A 21,814-nucleotide genomic window follows, 5' to 3' on the forward strand; every position below is an offset into this window, starting at 1 on the left:
CTTATACCAGCAGCTTCAGAATTTTCAGCACACCATCCCGCACATTCGTATCGGTCTGAAATCTGGTCGCTGCCTTGACCTCCGGTCTTGCATTTCCGATAGCAAAGCTGTAGTAAGCCCGGCCCAGCATCTCGATATCGTTTAACTGGTCACCGAAAGCAATCGTCTCCTCCGGCGCAATCTCCAGACTCTCCTGTAACAGCTTCACAGCCGCACCCTTGTTCACACCGGTTGCCATGCAGTCCAGCCACATATCACCGGAAATGGTCATTTTCAGACGGTTGCCGTACTTTTCACGCAGTTCCTTCGTATGCGCCTCAATATCCGTTTTCCGGTACGCGGACACCTTGATAAACTGATCATCCACCGCCAGAACATCCTCTACGCTTTTTGCCTGAAATTTATAGCCGTTTAAAATCCAGTCCTCAAATTCCGGATCCGGATTTTCCATGTAAGCCACATCTGGTCCGCCCACCATAACCGTCAGACCCGCCTTACGGATATCCTTCACCAGTTCTTCCACCAGAGATCGGTCAATGGGATTTACAAACAGCTGACGTCCATGGCAGCCCACGTAAGCGCCATTGTCCGACAGATAAAAAATCTTCTCCTTAATCGGGTCAAACACCTGCTCAATACTCGCCCACTGCCTTCCGCTCGCCGCCGCAAACTGCATGCCCTTCTCCCTAAGCTTTAAAATCACCTCAAACAGTTCCGGATTCAGCTCATGGCCTCCATCCTCCAGCAAAGTCCCGTCAATATCTGATACCACCAGCTTAATCATGGGCTCCTCCTCTTCTATCATTGTTTCACAGTCATTCATACCCTACTAACTTACACTATAAGCCCCAAACCGTCAAGAGGACCGTTTCGCGCAGCCTGCAGGCAAATCACAATTTAAATCATGTTCGCGAAAGGTCCAAAGCAGGCCGGGGCGGTATTGGTAAAAGCTGAAAATCATGGCTTTTATCAGTACCGTTCTGGCTGATTTTATTTCTCTCGTAGTGGGGTCAATACAGCAGAAGCCGGTTATCCCGGCATTCCGCGAGCATAAATATGGGTATACGTGTCCGGCTATGCAGCGACTGGTGTTTGAGGAAGGCGGAGATCTTGTCCGACTATCCGCAAACATCTGTCAACCGCATCGTCCGAACACAATACCCATATTTTGCGCAGCGGTATGCCGGGATTACCGGCTTCGGACCTATATTGGTATTGCTCTTAAATTTTTATTACAGCATATGTGCCCGCAGCTCTTCTGCGCTCTTCGGGGACAGGTAAGCCGGTGCCACATCAAATACGGTCTTGCATCCGCTCATGCCCTCTTTGTTCATGCGGCTGACTGCTCTTGCGTAAGCCACGATCACAGAACCGGTGAACTCCGGGTTGGAATCCAGCTTTAAGCTGTACTCGATCACATGCTTATGCTCTTTCTCCATTCCGGTTACGCCGGTACGGATCACCATGCCGCCGTGCGGCAGTCCGCTGTGGTCGCGCTTCATCTCTTCCTCAGTGATGAAGTGAACGGTGGTGTCGTAATCAGAGAAGTAGTTCGGCATGGTCTTGATCTCGTTCTCGATCTTAGCCAGGTCTGCGCCTTCCTCAGCTACCACGAAGCACTCTCTGGTGTGTTTCTCTCTGGTGGTCAGCTCCGGGTTGGAACCGCTTCTGACTGCCTCTACTGCCTTCTCTACCGGGATGGTGTACTGTCTGCAGTCCTTTACGCCCTCGATACGGCGAACTGCGTCAGAATGTCCCTGGCTTACGCCCTTGCCCCAGAAGGTGTAATCCTTGCCTTCCGGCAGCACGCAGTTTGCGTACAGGCGGTTTAAGGAGAACATACCCGGATCCCAGCCGCAGGAAATCAGGCTGACCTTGCCCGCCTTCTTTGCTGCTGCGTCAACAGCCGCAAAGTGCTCCGGAATTCTTGCGTGGGTGTCGAAGCTATCTACTACATTGTACATGGAAGCGTACTGCGGAGTCTGAACCGGAAGATCGGTTGCGCTGCCGCCACAGAGGATCAGCACATCCAGCTCGTCCTGCATATGGGACAGCTCATCTGCCTGCAGAACCTTTACGCCTGCGGTGCGAACGCTTACGCTTTCCGGATTTCTGCGGGTGAAGACTGCCTTCAGCTCCATGTCATCGTTCTGGGCAATGGCGCTCTCAACACCTTTTCCCAGATTGCCGTAACCTAAAATACCAACTCTGATGCTCATAACTTTGTTCTCCTTTATTGTGTATATTCAGGGGCCATTTTTAACGGTCCCTTTTTGGCTTTTCTCGTGATACCCTGTAATATTCTCCTGCGCCTTAGATCTGCGCGTCCTTTACATACCAGTAAAGAAGTTCTACACTGTCCACCACATCGCGGATATCGCAGACCTCATAGGAATGCACATAACGCATCGGGATCTGGATGCCGCCGCTCTTGATGCCGCCGTTTAAGGTCTGCATAAAGCTTGCGTCGGTAGCGCCTGCCGCATAGGCCTCGATCTGGTAGGGGATATCGTGGGCCTTTGCGATCTGCTTCATCTCCCGGACTAAATCCCGGTTTGCCAGGATTCCGCCCACGCCGGAGCTCAGCTTATCCATCACCTTGATGGAGGTGCCGCGGCCCAGCTCGTTGATGTAGCGGCTCTCAGAAACACCCGGAATGTCCACAGCCAGGCTCATGTCCAGAGCCAGGGCTACATCCGGTTTTAAGCGGGTGGCTGCCGCAATGGCACCGCGGGCTCCCACCTCTTCCTGGGTGGAAAACAGGCCGTAGATATCCGGTACATCGGCGTCATCTTTTAAGAGTTTTAACACCTCTAACAGAATAAATACCAGTGCCCGGTCATCTAATGCCTTTGCGCCTACCCTGTGCTTTCCAAGGAAAATCACCGGATAGCAGATGGAAACGGAATTGCCTTCCTCGATTCCCATCTCATATACTTCCTCGCGGCTCTCCGCGCCCACCTCAATGTAAAACTCCTGGGCGGATTTCGGCATTTCGGAGCAGCGGTCCGGACGTCCCGGATGCAGGGACTGCACAATGCCGTCCACATGGCCGGTCTCCGTCTTGATGATCACATGCTTGCCGAAAAACTGCTGCGGCGCGATGCCGCCCAGAGTCTCTACCCACAAAAAGCCTTTGCTGTCAATGTGGCGAATGATGAGTCCGATCTCATCCATATGGGCTGCGATCAGCACGCTGCCCTTTTTATTTCCCTTCTTATACGCGATGAGGTTTCCCATCACGTCATCCGAAAGCTCCACATCACAGCCAGACAGCTCTTTTCTTAACAGATCTGCCACCTCATCCTCGAACCCGGAAGGTCCAACTGCGTCACACAGCGGTCCGATCAGGGCACGGAAATCCGCTTCAATCTGGCTTCTGTCCAGTTTCATAAATTGCTTCCTCCGTTTTTCTTCCAGTTCCAAACAGCTTTTCCATTCCTGGCCTCATGTTGTACAGACACCGGCAATCAGCTGTTCTCTTTGTCCAGTTCATCATAGCACGCCTGATACGAAGAATCAAATGCTTCAAAATCCATTTTTTCTCCGATTCTCGGGATACTGCTTAACAGCAGCTTTGTGTAGTCGTGCTTTGGATGAGAGAAAATCTCATCCCGGGTTCCCTCTTCCACCACATGGCCGCGGTACATCACCATCACGCGGTCCGCGATGTGCTTGACTACGCCCAGGTCGTGGGAGATAAAAATATAGGAAATGTTTAACTTCTGCTGAAGTTCTTTTAAGAGGTTGATGATCTTCGCCTGCACAGATACATCCAGCGCAGATACCGGCTCATCGCAGATGATGATCTCCGGCTTTAAGATGATGGCCCGGGCAATACCAATTCTCTGGCGCTGTCCGCCGGAAAATTCATGGGGATAACGGTCCGCGAAGTCTTTGTTCAGACCAACCATCTCCATGGTATCCAGGATCAGATTCTCGCGCTCTTCCTCATTTTTATAACAATGCTCGATATCCGCCGGTTCCCCGATGATATCCCGCACCGTCATACGCGGATTTAAGGAGCTGTAGGGATCCTGAAAGATCATCTTGATATTTCTGCGGGCTTTTTTCAGCTCCTCGCCCTTCAATTTCAGGAAATCCTGGCCCTTTAAGATGACCTCGCCGGAAGTCGGCTCCGTCACGCGGATCAGGGATTTCACGGTGGTGGATTTGCCGCAGCCGCTCTCGCCTACAATGGCCAGAGTCTCACCGCGGTGCAGTTCAAAGCTGACACCGTCCACGGATTTGACATACTCCTTTTCCCCGAACAGCCCCTTTCTGCCCACCATATAATATTTCTTTAAGTTCTTTACCTGAAGGATCGTCTCACTCATGCCTGCGCTCCTCCCTTGCTTTGACTCTTAGTCTGTTTTTTATTGTCCTCATACAAAAAGCACCGCACCAGATGACCGCTGTTTTCCACGAGCGCCGGGCGTTCATTTCTGCACCGCTCCGTTGCGTGGGCGCAGCGCGGAGAGAAGATACAGCCCTTCGGCAGTTCATAGAGCATCGGCACATTGCCCGGAATGCTGAGCAGGGTGTCTTTTTCTTCATCAAGACGCGGGATGGCTGCCTGCAGTCCCTGGGTATAGGGATGTTTTGGCTCCGTAAAGATCTTTTCCCCTTCGGCATATTCTACCAGCTGGCCCGCGTACATGACCGCTACCCGGTCTGCCATCTGGGAGATGACGCCCATATCATGGCTGATGAAGATAACGGAAGTTCCTGTTTCCTTCTGCAGGCGGCGGATCAGTCCCAGGATCTGGGCCTGCACCGTTACGTCCAGCGCCGTGGTCGGTTCGTCACAGATCAGAAGCCGCGGCCTGCAGATCAGCGCCATGGCGATCATGATACGCTGGCGCATACCGCCGGAAAGCTGGGCCGGAACCTCAGAAAATACTTTTTCCGGGCGGGCGATGCCAACGGAACGGATCATATCCAGGGCACGCTCCTTCGCCTCTGCTTTGCTCACCTTCTCATGAGAGGTAATGGTCTCCACGATCTGACGCCCGCAGGTCATCAGCGGGTTTAAGCTGGTCATCGGCTCCTGGAAGATCATGGAGATGCCGGTGCCGCGGATCCTGCGCAGATCCTTCTTTTTCATCCCTGCCAGCTCCTGGCCTTCAAACTGAATGCTGCCTCCGGTTACCTTTCCCGGATGGGCGATCAGTCCCATGATGGCAGATGCCAGCATACTCTTTCCGCAGCCGCTCTCACCCACAATGCCAAGGGTTTCTCCAGCCTTCAGGGTAAGACTCAAACGGTCGATGACCGGAAGCTCGCCGCGGTCGGTAAACAGCCGCACATCCAGATCTTTGATTATAAGAATGTTTTCGTTTTCCATGTCGTCTTCCTTTCTATTTGCGGAGTTTCGGGTCCAGCACATCCCGCAGTCCATCGCCCAGCGTGTTGAAGGCGATCACGGTGAGGATGATGCAGAGTCCCGGAAACAGGCTGTAGTAGGTGTTGGTACGAATGAAGGTCTGGGCACCGGAGATCATGGAACCCCAGCTTGCAGTCGGGCTCGGCACGCCAAGTCCCAGATAGCTTAAGCTGGCCTCAGTCAGGATCGCGGACGGAATGCCCAGGGTACAGGATACGATCAGCATCGGGATGCAGTTCGGGAACAGATGCTTTAAAATGATGCGCAGGCTGCTTCCGCCGTCAATGCGGCAGGCCTGAATGTACTCCTGCTCCTTTAACTGCAGCACCGTGCCGCGGATCAGGCGGGCGGTGTTGGCCCAGGATAAAAATCCCAGGGTCAGATACAGATTCATCAGTCCGGAGCCCAGCGCGTACATCAGCGCCATAGCAAACAAAAGAGCCGGGAAGCTGGAAAAGACCTGGATCAGGAAAGAGATCACATCGTCCACTTTCTTTCCGAAGTAGCCGGCACACACACCCATAAAGTAACCGATCACGGAAGCAATCAGCTGGGAGATGAGGCCGACACTTAAGGATACGCGGCAGCCATAGAGACAGCGTGTCAGAATGTCACGGCCGAATTCATCGGTACCAAACAAATGCTCGGAGCTTGGAAACAGCAGCTTATCTGCCAGGACCTGCTTGTTCGGATCATACGGGGTCAGCACCGGGGCCAGAATTGCGGACACAGCCAGGATCACCAGGATCAGCAGCGACAGCACCGCCAGCTTGTTTTTCCAGAACAGCTTTAAGCTCTCGGAATAATAATTCTTTTTTCTCATCAGCTATTCTCCTTTCGTCAGGCGGATGTTCGGGTTGATGACCGCATACAGAATGTCCACGATAAAGTAGATCAGGACACAGATGGCCGCCACATAGATGACACCGCCCTGCACCAGCGGAATGTCTCTGCGGTGGATGGCATCAATCAGAAGCTTTCCGATTCCCGGGATGTTGAACACGTTCTCGGTGATCATGGATCCAGTCAGAAGCGCGCCAATATCCGTACCGATCACGGTGATGATCGGCACCAGGGCGTTCTGGAAAATATGAATCAGGATAATGCGCCAGGAATACAGTCCCTTGGCATAAGCCGTCTTGACAAAGTCCTGGCCGGTCACCTCCAGCATACTGGCACGGGTGATGCGGGCAATGGATGCCGCGTAGCGCACACCCAGAGCCGCGGAGGGCAGCACGTAGCCGATGGGGCTCTTTACGCCGGATACCGGGAAAATATCAAAACGCAGTCCTACATAAATCTGGAGGATAATCGCTACCCAGAAAGACGGGGCGGAAATTCCCAGGGCGGAAAGGCTCATAAGAATGCGGTCCAGCGGACGGTCATGGTAAACAGCCGCCAGAATGCCGGTGGTCAGGCCCACGATCAGCGCTACAATATAGGCTGCGGTAGCCATGATGACCGTGTAATGGAATGCCTGCAGGATCAGGGTAATGACCGGTTTCTTCTGGAAATAACTGGTTCCCATGTCTCCGTGCAGAAGATCTTTCAGCCAGTTAAAGTACTGGACCGGAAGCGGGGTGTCAAGTCCCATCTGGGCCTTTACCTGGGCGATCTTGTCCGCATCCGCGAACTCACCCAGCATTGCCGCTACCGGGTCTCCCGGGATCACGTTCAGGATAAAGAATGTGATCAGGGAGATGGAAAAAATGATGCCGACAGCCAGGGCCGCCCGCTTTATGATATATCGGATCAAGCGATCTCCTCCTTTTTGTTTCGTAAAATAGATAAACAGAAAAAAGGGAGTCCGTTTTGCCGGACCCCCACGCGCCGGAGCGCTTTTGTTTTCACCGGGCCGTGTGCCCCTGTGAATGCAGATTCTGTTTACTGGTTCTGTGCTGCGGTATCAACATCCACATTCCAGAAATGATAGATCAGGTTGCCAACCTTGTAGTTCTTCACATACGGTTTTGCAATGAACTGGGACTGCGGATAGTACAGCGGGATGCATGCGTAATCCTCGCGGGACAGGATCTTATCTGCCTCTTTGTACATATCTGCGCGTGCAGTCTCATCGGTAGACTTTCTTGCCTCGTCTAAGAGCTTGTCAAAGTCATCGTTCTTGTAGAATACGCCCTGTGCGTCAGATCTGTTGGAGTAGAAGTAGTTGTACATCTGGAAATCTCCATCCGGGTACAGCGCGTTCCAGGTGGTTCCGGTCATCGGGATCTTGCCTGCGGTTCTGTCGGAGTTGTAGGTTGCGTTATCAACTACGGTCAGATCCAGGTTAATGCCAACCTCAGCCAGGTAACCCTGAATGGCGGAAAATACAGCCTGGTCAGCCTGACGGACCTCAGAACTGATGGTGATGCCATCTGCATAGCCAGCCTCAGCCAGGAGTGCCTTTGCCTGCTCCGGATCATACTCGTATACGGAAAGGGAATCGTCATGTCCCGGGATGCCGTTGTTTAAGTAGGAGGTAGCCGGAATGCCAGCGCCGTTTAATACTGCGCTTACCAGCTCCTCACGGTTGATAGCCAGGGAGATGGCCTTTCTTACGTTCACATTGCTTAAGTACTGGTCGTTTAAGTTCAGGGAAATGAATGCGGTTCCCAGCGGATGATAAGCAGTGATCTCATCTGCGTAGTTTGCCTCATACTGGCTTAACAGGCTTGCGTTTAAGTCTGCCAGGTCAATGTCGCCGTTCTCGTAGGCGATCAGCTTGGTCTGGTCATCGTCGTAGAAGATGATATCCAGCTCGTCTAAGTTTACCTCGCCGCCGTGGTAATCCTCGTTCTTCACAAGAACAACCTGGGTGGTGTCATCGTTCTCCGCAATCTTGTACGGGCCGGTACCGATCAGATTGGTGCCAAGACCCCAGTTCTCGCCTGCCTCGGTACATGCGTCCTCTGGGAAGATATCTGCGTAGGAAGTACCAATGTTCTTTACAAACGGTGCAAATGGATACTCCAGGGTGATGTTGAAGTGGTAATCATCCACAACCTCAAAACCAGCCAGCTCAGTGGCACTTCCTGCCAGCATATCCTGTGCGCCCTTGATCATGTTGAAGTAAGCAGTGCTCTTTGCTGCAGTAGCCGGAGTAAACATACGCTCAAAGGTGAACTTAACATCCTTACTGGTCAGCTCGGTGCCGTTGGTGAAGTGTACACCCTGCTTTAACTCAAAGCTGTAGGTCAGCCCGTCGTCAGAAACGGTTGGGAAATCGGTGATCAGCACCGGCTCCTCATTGTTATCATCGTCAAAACGAAGCAGGCTCTCCGTTACCTCATCTGCGATGGATGCCGCTCTGGAACTGGTAGAGGTCTGCATATCCAGGCCCTCGCCTGCGTTTGCCTGTCCAAAACGCAGCACCTTCTTTGCGCCGTTCTCGCCTGCGGTCTCAGCGCCGCTCTCTGCTGCAGCGCTGTTCTGGTCTGCCGCTGCGGTAGTCTCAGAAGTCTTGCCGCCACAGCCGCTTAATGCCAGGGCTGCAACACTGGCAGATACCAGAGCCGTTAAAAATTTCTTTTTCATAACTTTTCTCCTCTCATGTGGAACTTTTATGAAGGCGCGTTCAGAGGAAAATCCCCTCTGAACACAAAAACCGGAACCCCCGGAGATCCGGGGAATTCCGGTTGCTTTACGGAGATAGAGAGATTTGAACTCTCGCGCCGGTTGCCCGACCTACCGCATTTCGAGTGCGGACCCTTCAGCCACTTGGGTATATCTCCATCCGTTACCGGCACTGTAACGCTTTGCCGCAATAACTTAATCAGTATACACGAAAAATGGCTGATTGTAAATATCTCTATCCCTATTTCTTTGCTATTTTATGCCGTTTATACGCATTTTTCTTCTGAAAATACCTACTTTCCAAAGTATGCGTCCACACCGTCTGCCAGGCCGGTTCCCAGCTTATCCAGGGTTGCCGCTGAATGATCGGAACCGCCGTCTCCCAGTTCGATATCAATGGAGGGAACTGTGGAGTAGGAGGTCTGGGTCAGGTCCATCTCCATGCTGCCGCCGGAGAAGATCTTCACGCCTGCATTTTTCAGACCTGCCACCAGGCTCTCGCCCAGGGCATTGTGCTGCTGCCAGTGGGATGCCACCGGCTCCATGGCACGATAGGAAGCCACATTCGGAACACTCATGTAGAATGCCCCTTTGTTGCTCTTCGTAGAATCCCAGTGCAGCGCAATATGACAGTCCGCCATATTGTTAGCAAGCACAGTACGGGCCACATTGTCCAGCTGGACATCATCGTTCTCACGGATCATCAGTACATCATACCCCCGGGCCAGAAGCTTGTCTTTTAATACTTTGGCCATAGCCAGGGTTACCTTTGCTTCCGAAGTTCCGTCCGCAAAAGTCATGCCGCCGGATACCGCTACTGCCGTGGTTGCTCCGGCGCTGGTGGTTCCGCTGGTCACCTTCGGAGTTCCATCCGGGTGGCACTGGGTCTTCACACTGCTGCCGCCCTTGGTTCCATGACCAGCATTGACACAGACTACTTTATTCTTACGGGATGCCGCCTCAGAGCGGTAGAGCACAGCCTTGCCACTGTTGATTTTCGACAGAGAAGCATATTTCCAGTCCATATTCAGGCCGACCTCTCCCGCATTCCGAGAGGCTGCCGCAGATGCGCCCGCCTGACCATCCTGACCGGACGCTGCCGCGGTTTCTGCCGGCTTTTCCGTAGTCAGATAGGCTGAAGCCGCATAGCAGGTCTTTCCCTCATACTCCACCTGGCTCCAGGTTCCGTTATCTCCGGCGCGCTTTAACGCCGTTCCATTTGCGGGAGCGGCCAGCACCGCCGCCCCCGGTGCCGGAGAGACCCTTAAGTTTAGGGTCGTCGCTTTCACATACACGGTCTCATCCCGTGCTTCCATGGCAGGAGCAGATTCGGTGGTCAGTTCCGCCTTATTTTCACTGATTCCTGCTTTCTGCTCCTCTGCCGCGGATTCCACGATTGCTCCTGGCGCTTCAATCTTTTCGTACTTCGACTGGCACCCTGCCGTCATAAGCATGGTGGCTGCCGCCACCCCAAGTAATACACTTTTCTTTCTCATCGGATGATGGTTCCTCCCCCGACCACATAATCTCCATCGTAAAATACGACTGCCTGTCCCGGCGTTACCGCACGGACCGGTTCTGAAAAATGACACTGCACCAGATCTTCCCCAATCTCCTCAATGACACAGGGAGCGCCCTTGTGGCTATAGCGGATCTTGGCGCTTACCTCCATGGGTTTTCCGTGCAGGCCGTCAATGGCCATCCAGTTTAACTTGTTGCAGACCAGGGTATCGGTAAATACATCTCCCGCCTCACCGATGACCACCTCATTGGTTTCCGGGCGGATCTCCGTCACGAATACCGGATGTCCCATGGCAAGGTTTAAGCCCTTTCTCTGGCCGATGGTATAATGAGTGATGCCCTCATGACGGCCAATGACCGTTCCGTCTGCCGTCACAAAATTCCCCGGCCCCGGCACGTTTTCTGCCTCACGCTCAATAAAGCCCGCGTAATCATTGTCCGGAATGAAGCAGATTTCCTGACTGTCTGCCTTGTGGGCCACCTGCAGGCCGATATCCTCCGCGATCTGACGGATCTGGTCCTTGGTATACTCCCCCACCGGCATAAGCGTATGGGAAAGCTGCTCCTGGGTCAGATTGTACAGCGCGTAGGTCTGATCCTTTGCCGCAGTAGCAGATTTCTTTAAGGAATATCTGCCGTTTGGCAGCTGCTCTACCCGCGCATAATGACCGGTAGCAATATAATCTGCCCCAATGTCGAGGCTTCGCTTTAACAGGGATTCCCACTTTACATAGCGGTTGCAGGCAATACAGGGATTCGGAGTCCGCCCGCATAAATACTCGCCCACGAAATAGTCCATGACATTGTCCCTGAACTCCTTTTTAAAGTTCATGACATAATAGGGGATTTCCAGCTGCCATGCAACACGTCTTGCGTCATCAACGGCAGAAAGACCACAACAGCCTCCGTTTTCCTGCTGCGCGGTCTCCTCTTCATCCTGCCAGATCTGCATGGTGACGCCAATGACGTCATACCCCTGTTTCTTTAAAAGCCAGGCGGCAACCGATGAATCGACGCCGCCTGACATTCCAACTACTACCTTCTTTTTATTTTCTGCCTGAATCAATACTCTTCTTCCTCTTCCTCTTCGCTGATGTCAGACTTCGGCTTCTCCAGACCTTCGATCTTGATGCCCTTCTTCTCAGCGTAATCCCACAGAGCTGCATGAATTGCTTCCTCTGCCAGTAAGGAGCAGTGTACCTTCACCGGCGGAAGTCCGTCCAGAGCCTCCATAACGGCCTTGTTGGTTACTTCCAGGGCTTCCTGAATGGTTTTGCCCTTTACCATCTCGGTTGCCATACTGCTGGTTGCTACTGCAGCGCCGCAGCCGAAGGTCTTGAACTTACAGTCCCGGATGATGCCGTTGTCATCGATGTCCAGGTAAATTCTCATGATATCACCGCATTTTGCGTTGCCGACGGTACCGACACCACTTGCGTTCTCAATCTCACCTACATTTCTCGGATGCTGGAAATGATCCATAACTTTATCTGAATACATAGTGTTTATCTCCTTTTCTTATGAAAACCAATTACTTTGCCTGATGCTTGATGAAATCCTCATACAGCGGGGACATGCTGCGCAGTCTTGCTACGATTGCTTTTAAGTTGTCTACGGTGTAGTCGATATCCTCTTTGGTGGTCTCTTCACTTAAGCTTAAGCGCAGGGAACCATGCGCGATCTCGTGAGGAAGTCCGATAGCCAGAAGCACATGGGACGGATCCAGAGAACCTGAGGTACATGCAGAACCGCTGGAACCGCAGATGCCCTTATCGTCTAACATGATCAGCATGGACTCACCCTCGATGAACTGGAAAGAGAAGTTTGCGTTGTTCGGAAGACGGTTCTCGCGTCTGCCGTTGATGCGTGCGTATGGGATCTCAGCGATAACGCGATCCATCAGATAGTCACGCAGCTCGCTCTCGTATTTGATGCGCTCTTCCATGTTTGCAGCAGCAATCTCTGCTGCCTTGCCAAAACCTACGATACCTGGAACATTCTCGGTACCTGCACGGCGTTTGCGCTCCTGCGCGCCGCCATGGATGAAGGAACGGATCTTCACACCGGTGCGGATGTAAAGGAAACCGATTCCCTTCGGTCCGTTGATCTTGTGGCCGCTGGCACTCATCATGTCGATGTTAAAATCATCTACGTTGATCGGCACATGTCCGTATGCCTGAACCGCGTCGGTGTGGAACAGAATGCCATGCTCCTTCGCGATCTCGCCAATCTCTTTGATCGGCTGGATGGTTCCGATCTCGTTATTTGCAAACATCACGGAAATGAGAATGGTAGTCGGGCGGATAGCCTTCTTCAGCTCATCTAACTTCAGAACACCGTTCTCGTCTACATCGATGTAGGTAACCTCGAAGCCATGATTCTCCAGCCACTCGCAGGTATGCAGGATTGCATGATGCTCGATCTTGCTGGTGATGATGTGATTGCCCTTGCTCTTGTATGCCTCTGCAGTTGCTTTTAAAGCCCAGTTGTCAGACTCGCTGCCGCCGCCGGTAAAGTACAGCTCGTTGGTCTTTGCGCCGATTGACTTTGCAATAGCCTCACGACCTGCTGCAACTGCCTTTTTCGGCTCATCAGAGAAGCTGTAGATAGAGGACGGGTTGCCATAAAACTCCGTAAAATATGGAAGCATAGCCTCAACCACTTCTGGTCTGGTCTTGGTTGTTGCCGCATTATCCAAATAGATTGTTTTCTTCATCTATAAATCCACCTTTCCTGGAAAGATATACTTAAATTTTTCAGCTGTCCGCGCAGAGCAGCCAGCCTGTCATATTGACAGGCTTATTATAGTCTTTATTTCATAGTATTTCAATAGGAATTAACAAATTTATGAAAATTTTTCTCGATTTCCCGAAAAAGTACAATCCCCATCCCGGCTTTTGGCCGTATCTGTGCTATAATCAATCTATCATATATTATGATCGCAAACAAGGAGGTTTATATGAATTACCCGGAAATCCGTTATTTAGAGCGGCTTGCTGATCTGTATCCCACCATTGCGGCCGCCTCTACCGAAGTCATCAACATGGAGGCCATCTTAAATCTCCCAAAAGGAACGGAGCACTTTCTTACTGACATCCACGGTGAGGACGAGGCGTTTGCCCATGTGCTGAAGAACGGTTCCGGATCCGTGCGCCGCAAGGTTAACGAGGTATTCGGCAATACCCTGTCCCAGCAGGACAAGCGTACCCTTGCCACACTGATCTACTATCCACGAGAGAAAATGGACCAGATCTTAAAGGTCACCGAAGACAAAGATGAGTGGTACCGCATCACCCTGTACCGTCTCATTGAGATCTGCAAACGCGCAGCCAGCAAATACACCCGCTCCAAAGTCCGCAAGGCCATGCCGCAGGATTTTGCCTACATCCTGGAAGAGCTGATCACCGAGAAGGATGACAGTGTGGACAAGGCTTCCTATTATAACGCCATCGTCAACACCATCATCCACGTCGGCCGCGGCCGGGAATGCATCATTGCCATGAGCCAGCTGATCCAGCGTCTGGTCATTGACCACTTACATATCGTGGGAGATATCTTCGACCGAGGCCCTGGCCCGCACAAGATCATGGACAAGCTCATGAGCTACCACTCCGTGGACATCCAGTGGGGCAACCACGATGTTCTGTGGATGGGCGCTGCCGCAGGCCAGCCGGGCTGCATTGCCAATGTCATCCGTATCTGTGCCCGCTACGGAAACCTGGATATTTTGGAGGATGGCTACGGCATCAACCTGCTGCCCCTTGCCACCTTCGCCTTAAATACCTACAAGGACGACCCGTGTACCTGCTTTAAGTTAAAGGGTTCCAATGAACTGAACCAGTATGAGGTGGAAGTTAACTTAAAAATGCACAAAGCCATCTCCATCATCCAGTTCAAGGCCGAGGGCCAGCTCATCAAGACGCATCCGGAGTATCACATGGAACAGCGGAATCTGCTGCACCGCATCGACTACGAGCACGGCACCATCACCCTGGATATGCCGGATGAGAACGGAAATCTGACACCGCATACCTACGACCTGTTAGATACCAACTTCCCGACCATTGACCCGAAGGATCCCTACGCCTACACCCCGATCGAGGCCGATATCATGGACCGCTTAAGCAAGGCCTTCTTAAACTGTGAAAAGCTCCAGCAGCATGTAAAGTTCCTGCTGGCCAAAGGAAGCCTCTACAAAATCTACAACAGGAATCTGCTCTACCACGGCTGCATTCCGTTAAATGAGGACGGAAGCTTCAAGGAAATCGAGATCAACGGTTCCTGCTTCCATGGCCGTGCCCTCTATGATATTCTGGAGAGCTACATCCGCAAGGCTTTTATGGGCGTATCGGAGCGCGAAAAGACACTGGGACGCGATATTATGTGGTACATCTGGCTAAATCCGGATTCCCCGCTCTTTGGCAAGGACAAGATGGCAACCTTTGAGCGCTATTTCCTGGCAGAAAAGGAAACCCACACAGAAAAGAAGAACCCGTATTACCGCTATCTGGAGAATGAAACCGTAGTCAACCACATTCTGGCCGAATTCGGACTGCCGGAAAAGGGCAGCCACATCATCAACGGCCACGTTCCGGTCCGTTCCAAGAATGGCGAAAGTCCGGTCAAATGCGGAGGTAAGATTCTGGTTATCGACGGAGGATTCTCCAAGGCATACCAGAAAGAAACCGGTATCGCAGGCTACACCTTAACCTACAACTCCTACGGCCTGATTCTGTCTGCCCTGGAGCCGTTCGAATCCACGGAAGCTGCCATTGAGCGAGAGATTGACATTCACTCTGACAGCGTCATTGTTCGGCATGCGGACCGCAGAAAGCTGGTAGGCGACACCGACACCGGCGCTGTACTCCGGGAGAAGATTGCGGATTTAGAGCAGCTTCTCATGGCTTATCACAGCGGACTTTTGGTAGAACGCTACATAAAAAATTAAAGTAACGCAGCCCTCATGGCCGGTTCTGATTTTTGCGGGAGCTTCATATCCTGTAATAAGATTTCCGGCCGGGGGGCTGTTTTATGTCTTTCTATTCCGGTCTTTCCGAGAAAAAGCGCGCCTTTCTCACCGGCACGCTGCTGCTCACGGCCGCAGGCTTTCTCTGCCGCCTCCTGGGCTTTTTCTACCGTATTTTCCTCTCTCGCGCCATCGGTGCTGAGGGGCTTGGCATTTACAATATGGTGCATCCGGTCTACGGCATCTGCTTTGCCATCTGCGGCGGTTCTATCCAGACTGCCCTTTCCCAGTACATAGCTGCCCACGAGAGTCAGGGCCGCCGGATCTTTCGCACCGGTCTCTATATTTCCATGGTACTCTCCGGCATTCTCGCTTTCCTGATCTGTCATGAGCAGGACTGGATCGCAGCACGCATTCTTATGGAGCCCCGCTGCAGTCCCTATCTGCCGGTTATGGGTCTTTCCCTGCCCTTTGCCTCGTTCCACGCCTGCGCCAACGGCTACTGCTATGGTTCCCAGAAATCCCGGGTTCCCGCCTTTTCCCAGGTAGCAGAGCAGGTTGTCCGCATGAGCCTGGTGTTCCTGATCGCAGGAAAATGGGCGGCAGAAGGAACAGAAATCACCGTGCGGCTGGCTGTATACGGTCATCTGATCGGAGAAATCGGGGCGGCATCCTTTAACCTGCTGTGCCTGGTTCTGTTTCCGCCGCAAAGACAAACCACGAATCTGTCTGCTGAAATTCCAGACAGTGCCGCAAGTTCCAGGACCGCCCCGTCCACTCCGCAGATTCCTCACAGCGCAATTTTGCCCCGCCGCATGCAGGTTCCGGCGAATGGATCCTCCTGTCTTCTCCCGCTCATGTCCCTCGCGCTTCCCCTCATGGGAAACCGCCTGATCTTAAACCTTCTGGCAGGTGCCGAAGCTGTCTGGATTCCCAACCGTCTGCAAATGTCTGGCTTAAGCGATGCCGAAGCCTTTTCTGTCTACGGAATCCTCACCGGTATGGCCCTGCCCTTCATTCTGTTTCCCTCCGCCATCACCAACTCCATTGCTGTCCTGCTGCTTCCCAGCGTAGCAAAGGATCAGGCAGAGGGCCGCACAGAAAGCATTGCCGGAAGTGTTTCCATGTCACTGCGCTATAGTCTCTACATGGGGATTCTCTGCATTGGAATCTTTGTACTGTTCGGCCTTCCCCTGGGCATCAGCGTATTTAAGGAAGAACAGGCCGGACGCTGTATGCAGATCCTTGCCTGGCTCTGTCCATTCCTCTACCTGGCTGCCACCATGGGCAGTATCTTAAACGGCCTGGGCTGCACCCGCACTACCTTTCTGCAGAGTGTTGCCGCCATGCTCCTTCGACTCTGCTTTGTGGTGGCTGCCATTCCCGTTTTCGGAATCTACGGCTACCTCTGCGGCATGCTGGCCAGTGAGATGTTTCTGGCCCTGGCGCACCTGTGGTCCTTAAAACGGCGGATCCCCTTCATCTGGAATGCCTGGGACATGATTGCCAAGCCGACCATCCTGCTGTTCCTGGCCATTGGCATTCACTACTTTGTTTCCGGATTTTTGCCCGCTCCTGCCGGTGCCATGCCGTTGTTTTTCAAGACCTCCGGGCAGATTCTGCTGCTGTCATTTTGCTATGGGGTGATGCTTTTGTATGCGCATATACTGAGAAAATGAAAAAGCTGGAATCAATTTTCCAGCTTTTTCTGTTCTTTCCCGAGCTTCTTCTGGGCTTCTTTCTCGAGTTTCTTCTGCGCCTCTTTCTCCGCATGCTCCTTCTCCAGCTGCTCCTGACGCTGCTGCTTGATACGGCGGAAATAGGAGCTCATTTCATCGGCCATACCGGCCAGACGATTTAAGAGCGTGGAGAAATCGGAAAGCATCTCATCATCCTGGTAATATGGATAGACGATATCATGGTCAATCTCGCTCCAGCCCTCCTCGAACAGGGTTCTTCCCTGGATTTCCACGTAGTAGCCTTTATACTTGATGATGTAGTGCAGAGAACGGTAAATGCCGTCGGACTTGATGTCGATGAGCTTCTTATCGTAAATGCGGGTATCACCAGTCCGGCGGTATACCTTCGGGCGCTCCGCAATGTAATAGTGATCCGGGTCGTCATCAAAATCCAGCAGACGGTCTTCAATGTAGTTTGCCGGGTCATTCTCAAACACCGACGTAATATAATTGTGGAAGTGAATCCAATCTTCACGATACAGGAAGAACACGCGGATTCCGATCAGATCGGTCATATACTTGTAGTAATTCTTCCGGTTGATGTATTTGTACTGGTCTGGCTGCTCACTCTTTTTGCGGATGATCTTCTCCAGCAGATGCCCGGCCTTTTTCGTCCGGTAACGATAAGAGTGGATGCCCGCCTTTTCAATATCGTACAGGTAATCATTCACAAAATCCTTGCCGATCTTCTTTAACTGCGGCTCCAGACGGCAGTAGCTGTCATAAATGGAATTCAGTTCTTCCCATTTCATCCCTGTTTTTTTCAGGGTTTCTTTTTCAATATTATATTCTTTCAGAAAGTCTTTTTTCTTAATCATAGCATCTCCTGGTGTCATTCTGGTATGGATTCCCGAAATGGAATCTGCTCAGGAAATCCCCAGCAATTCCCGGCATACACGGCCTAACGGAAGTCCCACCACATTGTTGTAGTCCCCGGAAATTTCCTTCACCCAGACCACAAAACGCCCCTGAATGCCGTAAGCTCCGGCCTTGTCCATTGGCTCCCCGGTCTTTACATAGCCCCTGATCTGTTCCTCTGTCATGGGGCAGACAAACACATCCGTTTTTTCCGCAAAGGTAATGGTTTTCCACCGGTCATCCGGTCTTTCTCCTGCTTTTCCACAAAACACCAGGGTCACGCCTGTGTATACCTGGTGCGCTTTGCCCTGAAATGAAGCGATCATGCGGACCGCATCCGCCTCGTCCTTTGGCTTTCCCAGAATATTTCCGTCAAACGCCACCACGGTATCCGCGCCGATTACCACCACATCTTCCCCGGTGTGGCGGGAGGCAATGTCTTCTGCTTTCTGTCTGGAAAGCTCCATCACCACCTCGTCCGGCTTTGTGCTGCGGATTACCTCCACAACATGGCTCGGCTCCACCTCCGGCTCTATGCCTGCCTGGCGCAAAAGATCCAGGCGGCGCGGAGATGCCGATGCCAGAATTACATGTGGGAATCCACCCGCTGCATTTGTATTCATAACTGCTTTCTCCCGTTTCTGTTTTATTTATACTGCATTCCCGCAATCACTGTATGGATTTCCGCATCCGGCGCATTCCCGGTATATTGCTGCAGGCTGACTATTCCTCATCCACCGTCAGAATATAATCGGTCGTCTGGTATACATAGAAATTCAGCCAGTTCGCGTACAGGGTATTGGAGGTATTTCTCCAGGACAGGACCGGAACATTGAACGGGTCATTGTCTTCGTAGTAGTTGCACGGAAGCTCCGGATGCAGGCCCTTCTTTAAGTCACGGTGATACTCGTTGTTTAATGTCATGCGGTCATATTCCGGATGTCCCTGAACAAAAATCTGGCTTCCGGTATCGTTAAGCACCAGGAAAATACCGGCCTCCGGGGACTCTGCCGCAATGGTCAGCTCCGGATGCTTCTCAATATCCTCCCTGCGCACTTCCGTGTAGCGGGAATGGGGTGCCATCACATAGTCATCCATGCTGCGGACTAACGGGATCTTGCGGTTTAAGATCTTGTGGCGGTAAATTCCCGCCAGCTTCTTCTCCCGTTTGTATTTCGGAATGCCGTAATGATAGTACAGGCCTGCCTGGGCACCCCAGCAGATGTGAAGCGTCGAATGCACATGAGTCTTGCTCCACTCCATGATGAAGGTCAGCTCATCCCAGTAATTAACCTCTTCGAATTCCATATTTTCCACCGGAGCGCCGGTGATGATCATGCCATCGAATTTCTGGCGGCGGATCTCATCGAAGGTCACATAAAACTTGTTTAAATGGCTGGCCGAGGTGTTCTTGGATACGTGGGTCGACAGCATCAGGAAGGTACAGTCCACCTGCAGCGGTGTGTTGGAAAGCGCCCGCAGAAGCTGGGTTTCCGTGTCTTCCTTGATCGGCATCAGGTTTAAGATCAGAATCTGCAGCGGACGGATATCCTGGCTCATCGCACGGTTCTCGTCCATCACGAAGATATTCTCTGACTCCAGAATGGCTCTGGCCGGCAGATCGTTTTGTACTTTAATCGGCATTGTTTTCTTCCCCCATCATACTCAGGAAATCCTGCTCGGAAATGATCGGAATTCCCAGTTCTTTTGCTTTTTTATTTTTTGACGAATTGGATGTTACGTCATTGTTGATCAGATACGTGGTCTTTGCGGTAACCGAACCGGTGGCCTTGCCGCCCCGGGCCTCAATGGCCGCCTGTAATTCCTTGCGGTTGGCAAAATGCTCCACCGAACCGGTGATGACAAAGGTCATTCCGGCAAAGATGGCTGCCTCGGTATTCTCTGCCTCGTTCTCGATGGTCAGCTCTGCTAACAATCCATCCACCGCCTCGCGGTTCTTCTCTGAAGCAAAGTAAGCGATCCAGGCATCCGCCAGAACAGCTCCAATGCCGTCCACCGCCGTCAGCTCTTCCGCTGTGGCATGGCGCATCTTTTCAAAATCATAGCCGAAAGCACGGCACAGCATCTTGGCGTTTGCCAGACCGATACCTGCCACGCCGATGCCGTATACCACACGCACCAGATTGGTGTGGGAGGCCTTCTTCACCGCCGCCATCAGATTCTCATACGACTTCTCTCCAAAGCCTTCCATGGAAACGATGGCTTCTTTGTGACGGTCCAGATGGAACATATCCGCGTAGCTGTGAATAAAGCCCGCCGCAATAAATTTCTCCAGCGTTGCTTCCGAAAGCCCGTCGATATTTAACGCATCCCGGCTGACCAGCAGGGAGAAACTTTTGATCTTCTTCGCCTGGCAGTCCGGATTCATGCAGTATAAGGATTTCACATCGTTCATCTGGCGGATCTGGGTCTCACCGCCGCAGACCGGACAGATCTTCGGGATTACGATGTTTCCGCTTCGTGTTAAGTTCTCCGCGATCTGCGGAATGATCATGTTGGCCTTGTAGACCGTGATGGTATCCCCAACGCCCAGTTCCATGGCTTCCATAATGCTGATGTTGTGGACACTGGCGCGGCTCACCGTGGTTCCCTCCAGTTCAACCGGATCAAAAATTGCCACCGGATTGATCAGGCCGGTTCTGGACGCGCTCCACTCAATCTCCCGAAGCGTCGTCTCCAGAATCTCGTCCGCCCATTTGAAAGCAATGGAATTTCGCGGAAACTTCGCCGTGCGTCCCAGGGCATCACCGTAAGCAATATCATCCATCAGAAGCACCAGGCCGTCCGATGGAATGTCATAGCTCTGAATGGCTTCCGCAAACTCCGCCACAGCGTCCGGCAGAGCAGCTGCATTTACCTCCTTGTATTCCACCACATCAAAGCCCTGGGTCTTCAACCACTCAAACTGTTCCCTGCGTGAGTTGTGGAAACGTCCATGGTCGGTTCCGTCATCCGGCATGCCGACTGTCGCCGCGTCTTCTGCTGCTCCTGCATTTTCTGCCGCTACAGCCTGCACCAGCATAAACGCCTCAAAATTTACACTGCGCTTCGCAGTGATCTCATTGTTTAACTGACGCACCGATCCGCTGCATAAGTTTCTCGGGTTTTTGTATTTTGCGTCCACATCCTCGATTTCCTCGTTGATGCGGGCAAAGTCAGAATATTTGATAACGGCCTCGCCCCGCAGGATCAGCTGTCCCTGGTACGGGATCCGAAGCGGCACATTGGCAAACACCTTTGCGTTGTTGGTGATGACCTCGCCGATCTCACCGTTTCCACGGGTAACCGCCTTTACCAGTTCTCCTCCCTCATAAGTCAGGACGATGGTCAGGCCATCCAATTTCCATGAGAGAAGTCCCTTCTGGCTTCCCAGCCACTCCTGCAGAACCGGTACTTCCTTGGTCTTGTCCAGGGAAAGCATCGGCGCCTCATGGGCCTCCTTCGGGAGCTCACTTAACACCTCGTAGCCCACCTTCTGAGTCGGGCTTCCGGCTAAGACAGTGCCGGTTTCTTTTTCCAGCTCCAGCAGTTCGTCGTACAGCCGGTCATATTCAAAGTTGCTCATGATCTCGCGGCTCTCCTGATAATAAGCTCTGGATGCCGCCAGAAGCTGCCGGTGCAGCTCCTTCATGCGCAAGATTTTATCTTCATTCTGTTTCTGATCCATATTCGTCACCTGCCTGTTTTTCTGCGGTTCACTCATTACGCAAACTACAGATCTGTTTTCTCTGTTCAGATTTGGACTTCTCC

Annotated in this window: 18 protein-coding genes and 1 tRNA gene; 2 read left to right on the forward strand and 17 right to left on the reverse strand. The window is 52.3% G+C overall.

Annotated elements, in window-relative coordinates; translation table 11 throughout:
* Nucleotide 1: 1 nt before the first annotated feature.
* From DWY84_RS02265 to nifS, 13 genes are all read right to left on the reverse strand, one after another.
* Nucleotides 2–784, reverse strand: a complete 783-nt coding sequence (locus tag DWY84_RS02265) for an HAD family hydrolase (RefSeq protein WP_118530484.1) — start codon at nucleotides 782–784, stop codon at nucleotides 2–4.
* A gap of 448 nt (nucleotides 785–1,232) precedes the next feature.
* Nucleotides 1,233–2,219 carry a diaminopimelate dehydrogenase gene (locus tag DWY84_RS02270; protein ID WP_118530486.1) on the reverse strand — a complete coding sequence of 329 codons (987 nt, stop codon included), beginning with the start codon at nucleotides 2,217–2,219 and terminating at the stop codon, nucleotides 1,233–1,235.
* Between the two features lie 94 nt (nucleotides 2,220–2,313).
* Nucleotides 2,314–3,393 carry a M20/M25/M40 family metallo-hydrolase gene (locus DWY84_RS02275; RefSeq protein WP_118530487.1) on the reverse strand — a complete coding sequence of 360 codons (1,080 nt, stop codon included), beginning with the start codon at nucleotides 3,391–3,393 and terminating at the stop codon, nucleotides 2,314–2,316.
* Between the two features lie 77 nt (nucleotides 3,394–3,470).
* Nucleotides 3,471–4,337 (reverse strand): ATP-binding cassette domain-containing protein, encoded by an 867-nt coding sequence (locus tag DWY84_RS02280; RefSeq protein WP_118530488.1) that lies wholly within the window; start codon nucleotides 4,335–4,337, stop codon nucleotides 3,471–3,473.
* Entirely contained in the window at nucleotides 4,334–5,347 is a 1,014-nt protein-coding gene (locus DWY84_RS02285) for an ABC transporter ATP-binding protein (protein ID WP_118530490.1), read from the reverse strand. The genes DWY84_RS02280 and DWY84_RS02285 overlap by 4 nt, the downstream gene beginning before the upstream one ends.
* Before the next feature lie 13 nt (nucleotides 5,348–5,360).
* A complete protein-coding gene (locus tag DWY84_RS02290) occupies nucleotides 5,361–6,209 on the reverse strand; it encodes an ABC transporter permease (protein ID WP_118530491.1) in 849 nt (282 codons plus the stop codon).
* 3 nt (nucleotides 6,210–6,212) lie between these two features.
* Nucleotides 6,213–7,142 carry an ABC transporter permease gene (locus DWY84_RS02295; RefSeq protein ID WP_118530493.1) on the reverse strand — a complete coding sequence of 310 codons (930 nt, stop codon included), beginning with the start codon at nucleotides 7,140–7,142 and terminating at the stop codon, nucleotides 6,213–6,215.
* Nucleotides 7,143–7,270: 128 nt separating this feature from the next.
* Nucleotides 7,271–8,920 carry an ABC transporter substrate-binding protein gene (locus tag DWY84_RS02300; protein ID WP_118530494.1) on the reverse strand — a complete coding sequence of 550 codons (1,650 nt, stop codon included), beginning with the start codon at nucleotides 8,918–8,920 and terminating at the stop codon, nucleotides 7,271–7,273.
* A gap of 109 nt (nucleotides 8,921–9,029) precedes the next feature.
* A tRNA-Ser gene (locus tag DWY84_RS02305) sits at nucleotides 9,030–9,117 on the reverse strand.
* A 135-nt stretch (nucleotides 9,118–9,252) separates the two neighbouring features.
* Nucleotides 9,253–10,455 carry an N-acetylmuramoyl-L-alanine amidase gene (locus tag DWY84_RS02310; protein ID WP_118530495.1) on the reverse strand — a complete coding sequence of 401 codons (1,203 nt, stop codon included), beginning with the start codon at nucleotides 10,453–10,455 and terminating at the stop codon, nucleotides 9,253–9,255.
* Nucleotides 10,452–11,546, reverse strand: coding sequence for a tRNA 2-thiouridine(34) synthase MnmA (mnmA, locus tag DWY84_RS02315; RefSeq protein ID WP_347560743.1), 1,095 nt, complete (start codon nucleotides 11,544–11,546; stop codon nucleotides 10,452–10,454). The genes DWY84_RS02310 and mnmA overlap by 4 nt, the downstream gene beginning before the upstream one ends.
* Nucleotides 11,543–11,980: a Fe-S cluster assembly scaffold protein NifU gene (gene nifU / locus DWY84_RS02320; protein ID WP_118530496.1), complete on the reverse strand. Its 438-nt coding sequence runs from the start codon at nucleotides 11,978–11,980 to the stop codon at nucleotides 11,543–11,545. Before nifU ends, mnmA begins: the two co-directional genes overlap by 4 nt.
* Nucleotides 11,981–12,011: 31 nt before the next feature.
* The gene (gene nifS, locus DWY84_RS02325) at nucleotides 12,012–13,196 is read right to left on the reverse strand and encodes a cysteine desulfurase NifS (protein ID WP_118530498.1); all 1,185 of its coding nucleotides are present in this window, start codon (nucleotides 13,194–13,196) and stop codon (nucleotides 12,012–12,014) included.
* Between the two features lie 243 nt (nucleotides 13,197–13,439).
* Between nifS and DWY84_RS02330 the strand changes: the two genes are divergently transcribed.
* Both DWY84_RS02330 and DWY84_RS02335 read left to right on the forward strand, forming a co-directional pair.
* Complete coding sequence (locus tag DWY84_RS02330; RefSeq protein WP_118530499.1) at nucleotides 13,440–15,428, forward strand: fructose-1,6-bisphosphatase; 1,989 nt, start codon at nucleotides 13,440–13,442, stop codon at nucleotides 15,426–15,428.
* 83 nt (nucleotides 15,429–15,511) lie between these two features.
* Nucleotides 15,512–17,125 (forward strand): polysaccharide biosynthesis protein, encoded by a 1,614-nt coding sequence (locus tag DWY84_RS02335; RefSeq protein WP_118530501.1) that lies wholly within the window; start codon nucleotides 15,512–15,514, stop codon nucleotides 17,123–17,125.
* Between the two features lie 11 nt (nucleotides 17,126–17,136).
* Here DWY84_RS02335 and DWY84_RS02340 read toward each other — a convergent pair whose 3' ends face one another.
* The 4 genes from DWY84_RS02340 to ligA form a co-directional block, all read right to left on the reverse strand.
* Nucleotides 17,137–18,003 carry a GTP pyrophosphokinase gene (locus tag DWY84_RS02340; RefSeq protein WP_118530502.1) on the reverse strand — a complete coding sequence of 289 codons (867 nt, stop codon included), beginning with the start codon at nucleotides 18,001–18,003 and terminating at the stop codon, nucleotides 17,137–17,139.
* Between the two features lie 48 nt (nucleotides 18,004–18,051).
* Nucleotides 18,052–18,666, reverse strand: coding sequence for a Maf family protein (locus DWY84_RS02345; RefSeq protein WP_118530503.1), 615 nt, complete (start codon nucleotides 18,664–18,666; stop codon nucleotides 18,052–18,054).
* A gap of 100 nt (nucleotides 18,667–18,766) precedes the next feature.
* A complete protein-coding gene (gene metA / locus DWY84_RS02350) occupies nucleotides 18,767–19,687 on the reverse strand; it encodes a homoserine O-succinyltransferase (protein WP_118530504.1) in 921 nt (306 codons plus the stop codon).
* Entirely contained in the window at nucleotides 19,677–21,731 is a 2,055-nt protein-coding gene (ligA, locus tag DWY84_RS02355; protein WP_118530597.1) for an NAD-dependent DNA ligase LigA, read from the reverse strand. The genes metA and ligA overlap by 11 nt, the downstream gene beginning before the upstream one ends.
* Nucleotides 21,732–21,814 lie beyond the last annotated feature (83 nt).

This window comes from Clostridium sp. AF27-2AA, from assembly GCF_003478505.1.
Classification (GTDB): Bacteria; Bacillota; Clostridia; order Lachnospirales; family Lachnospiraceae; genus Brotaphodocola.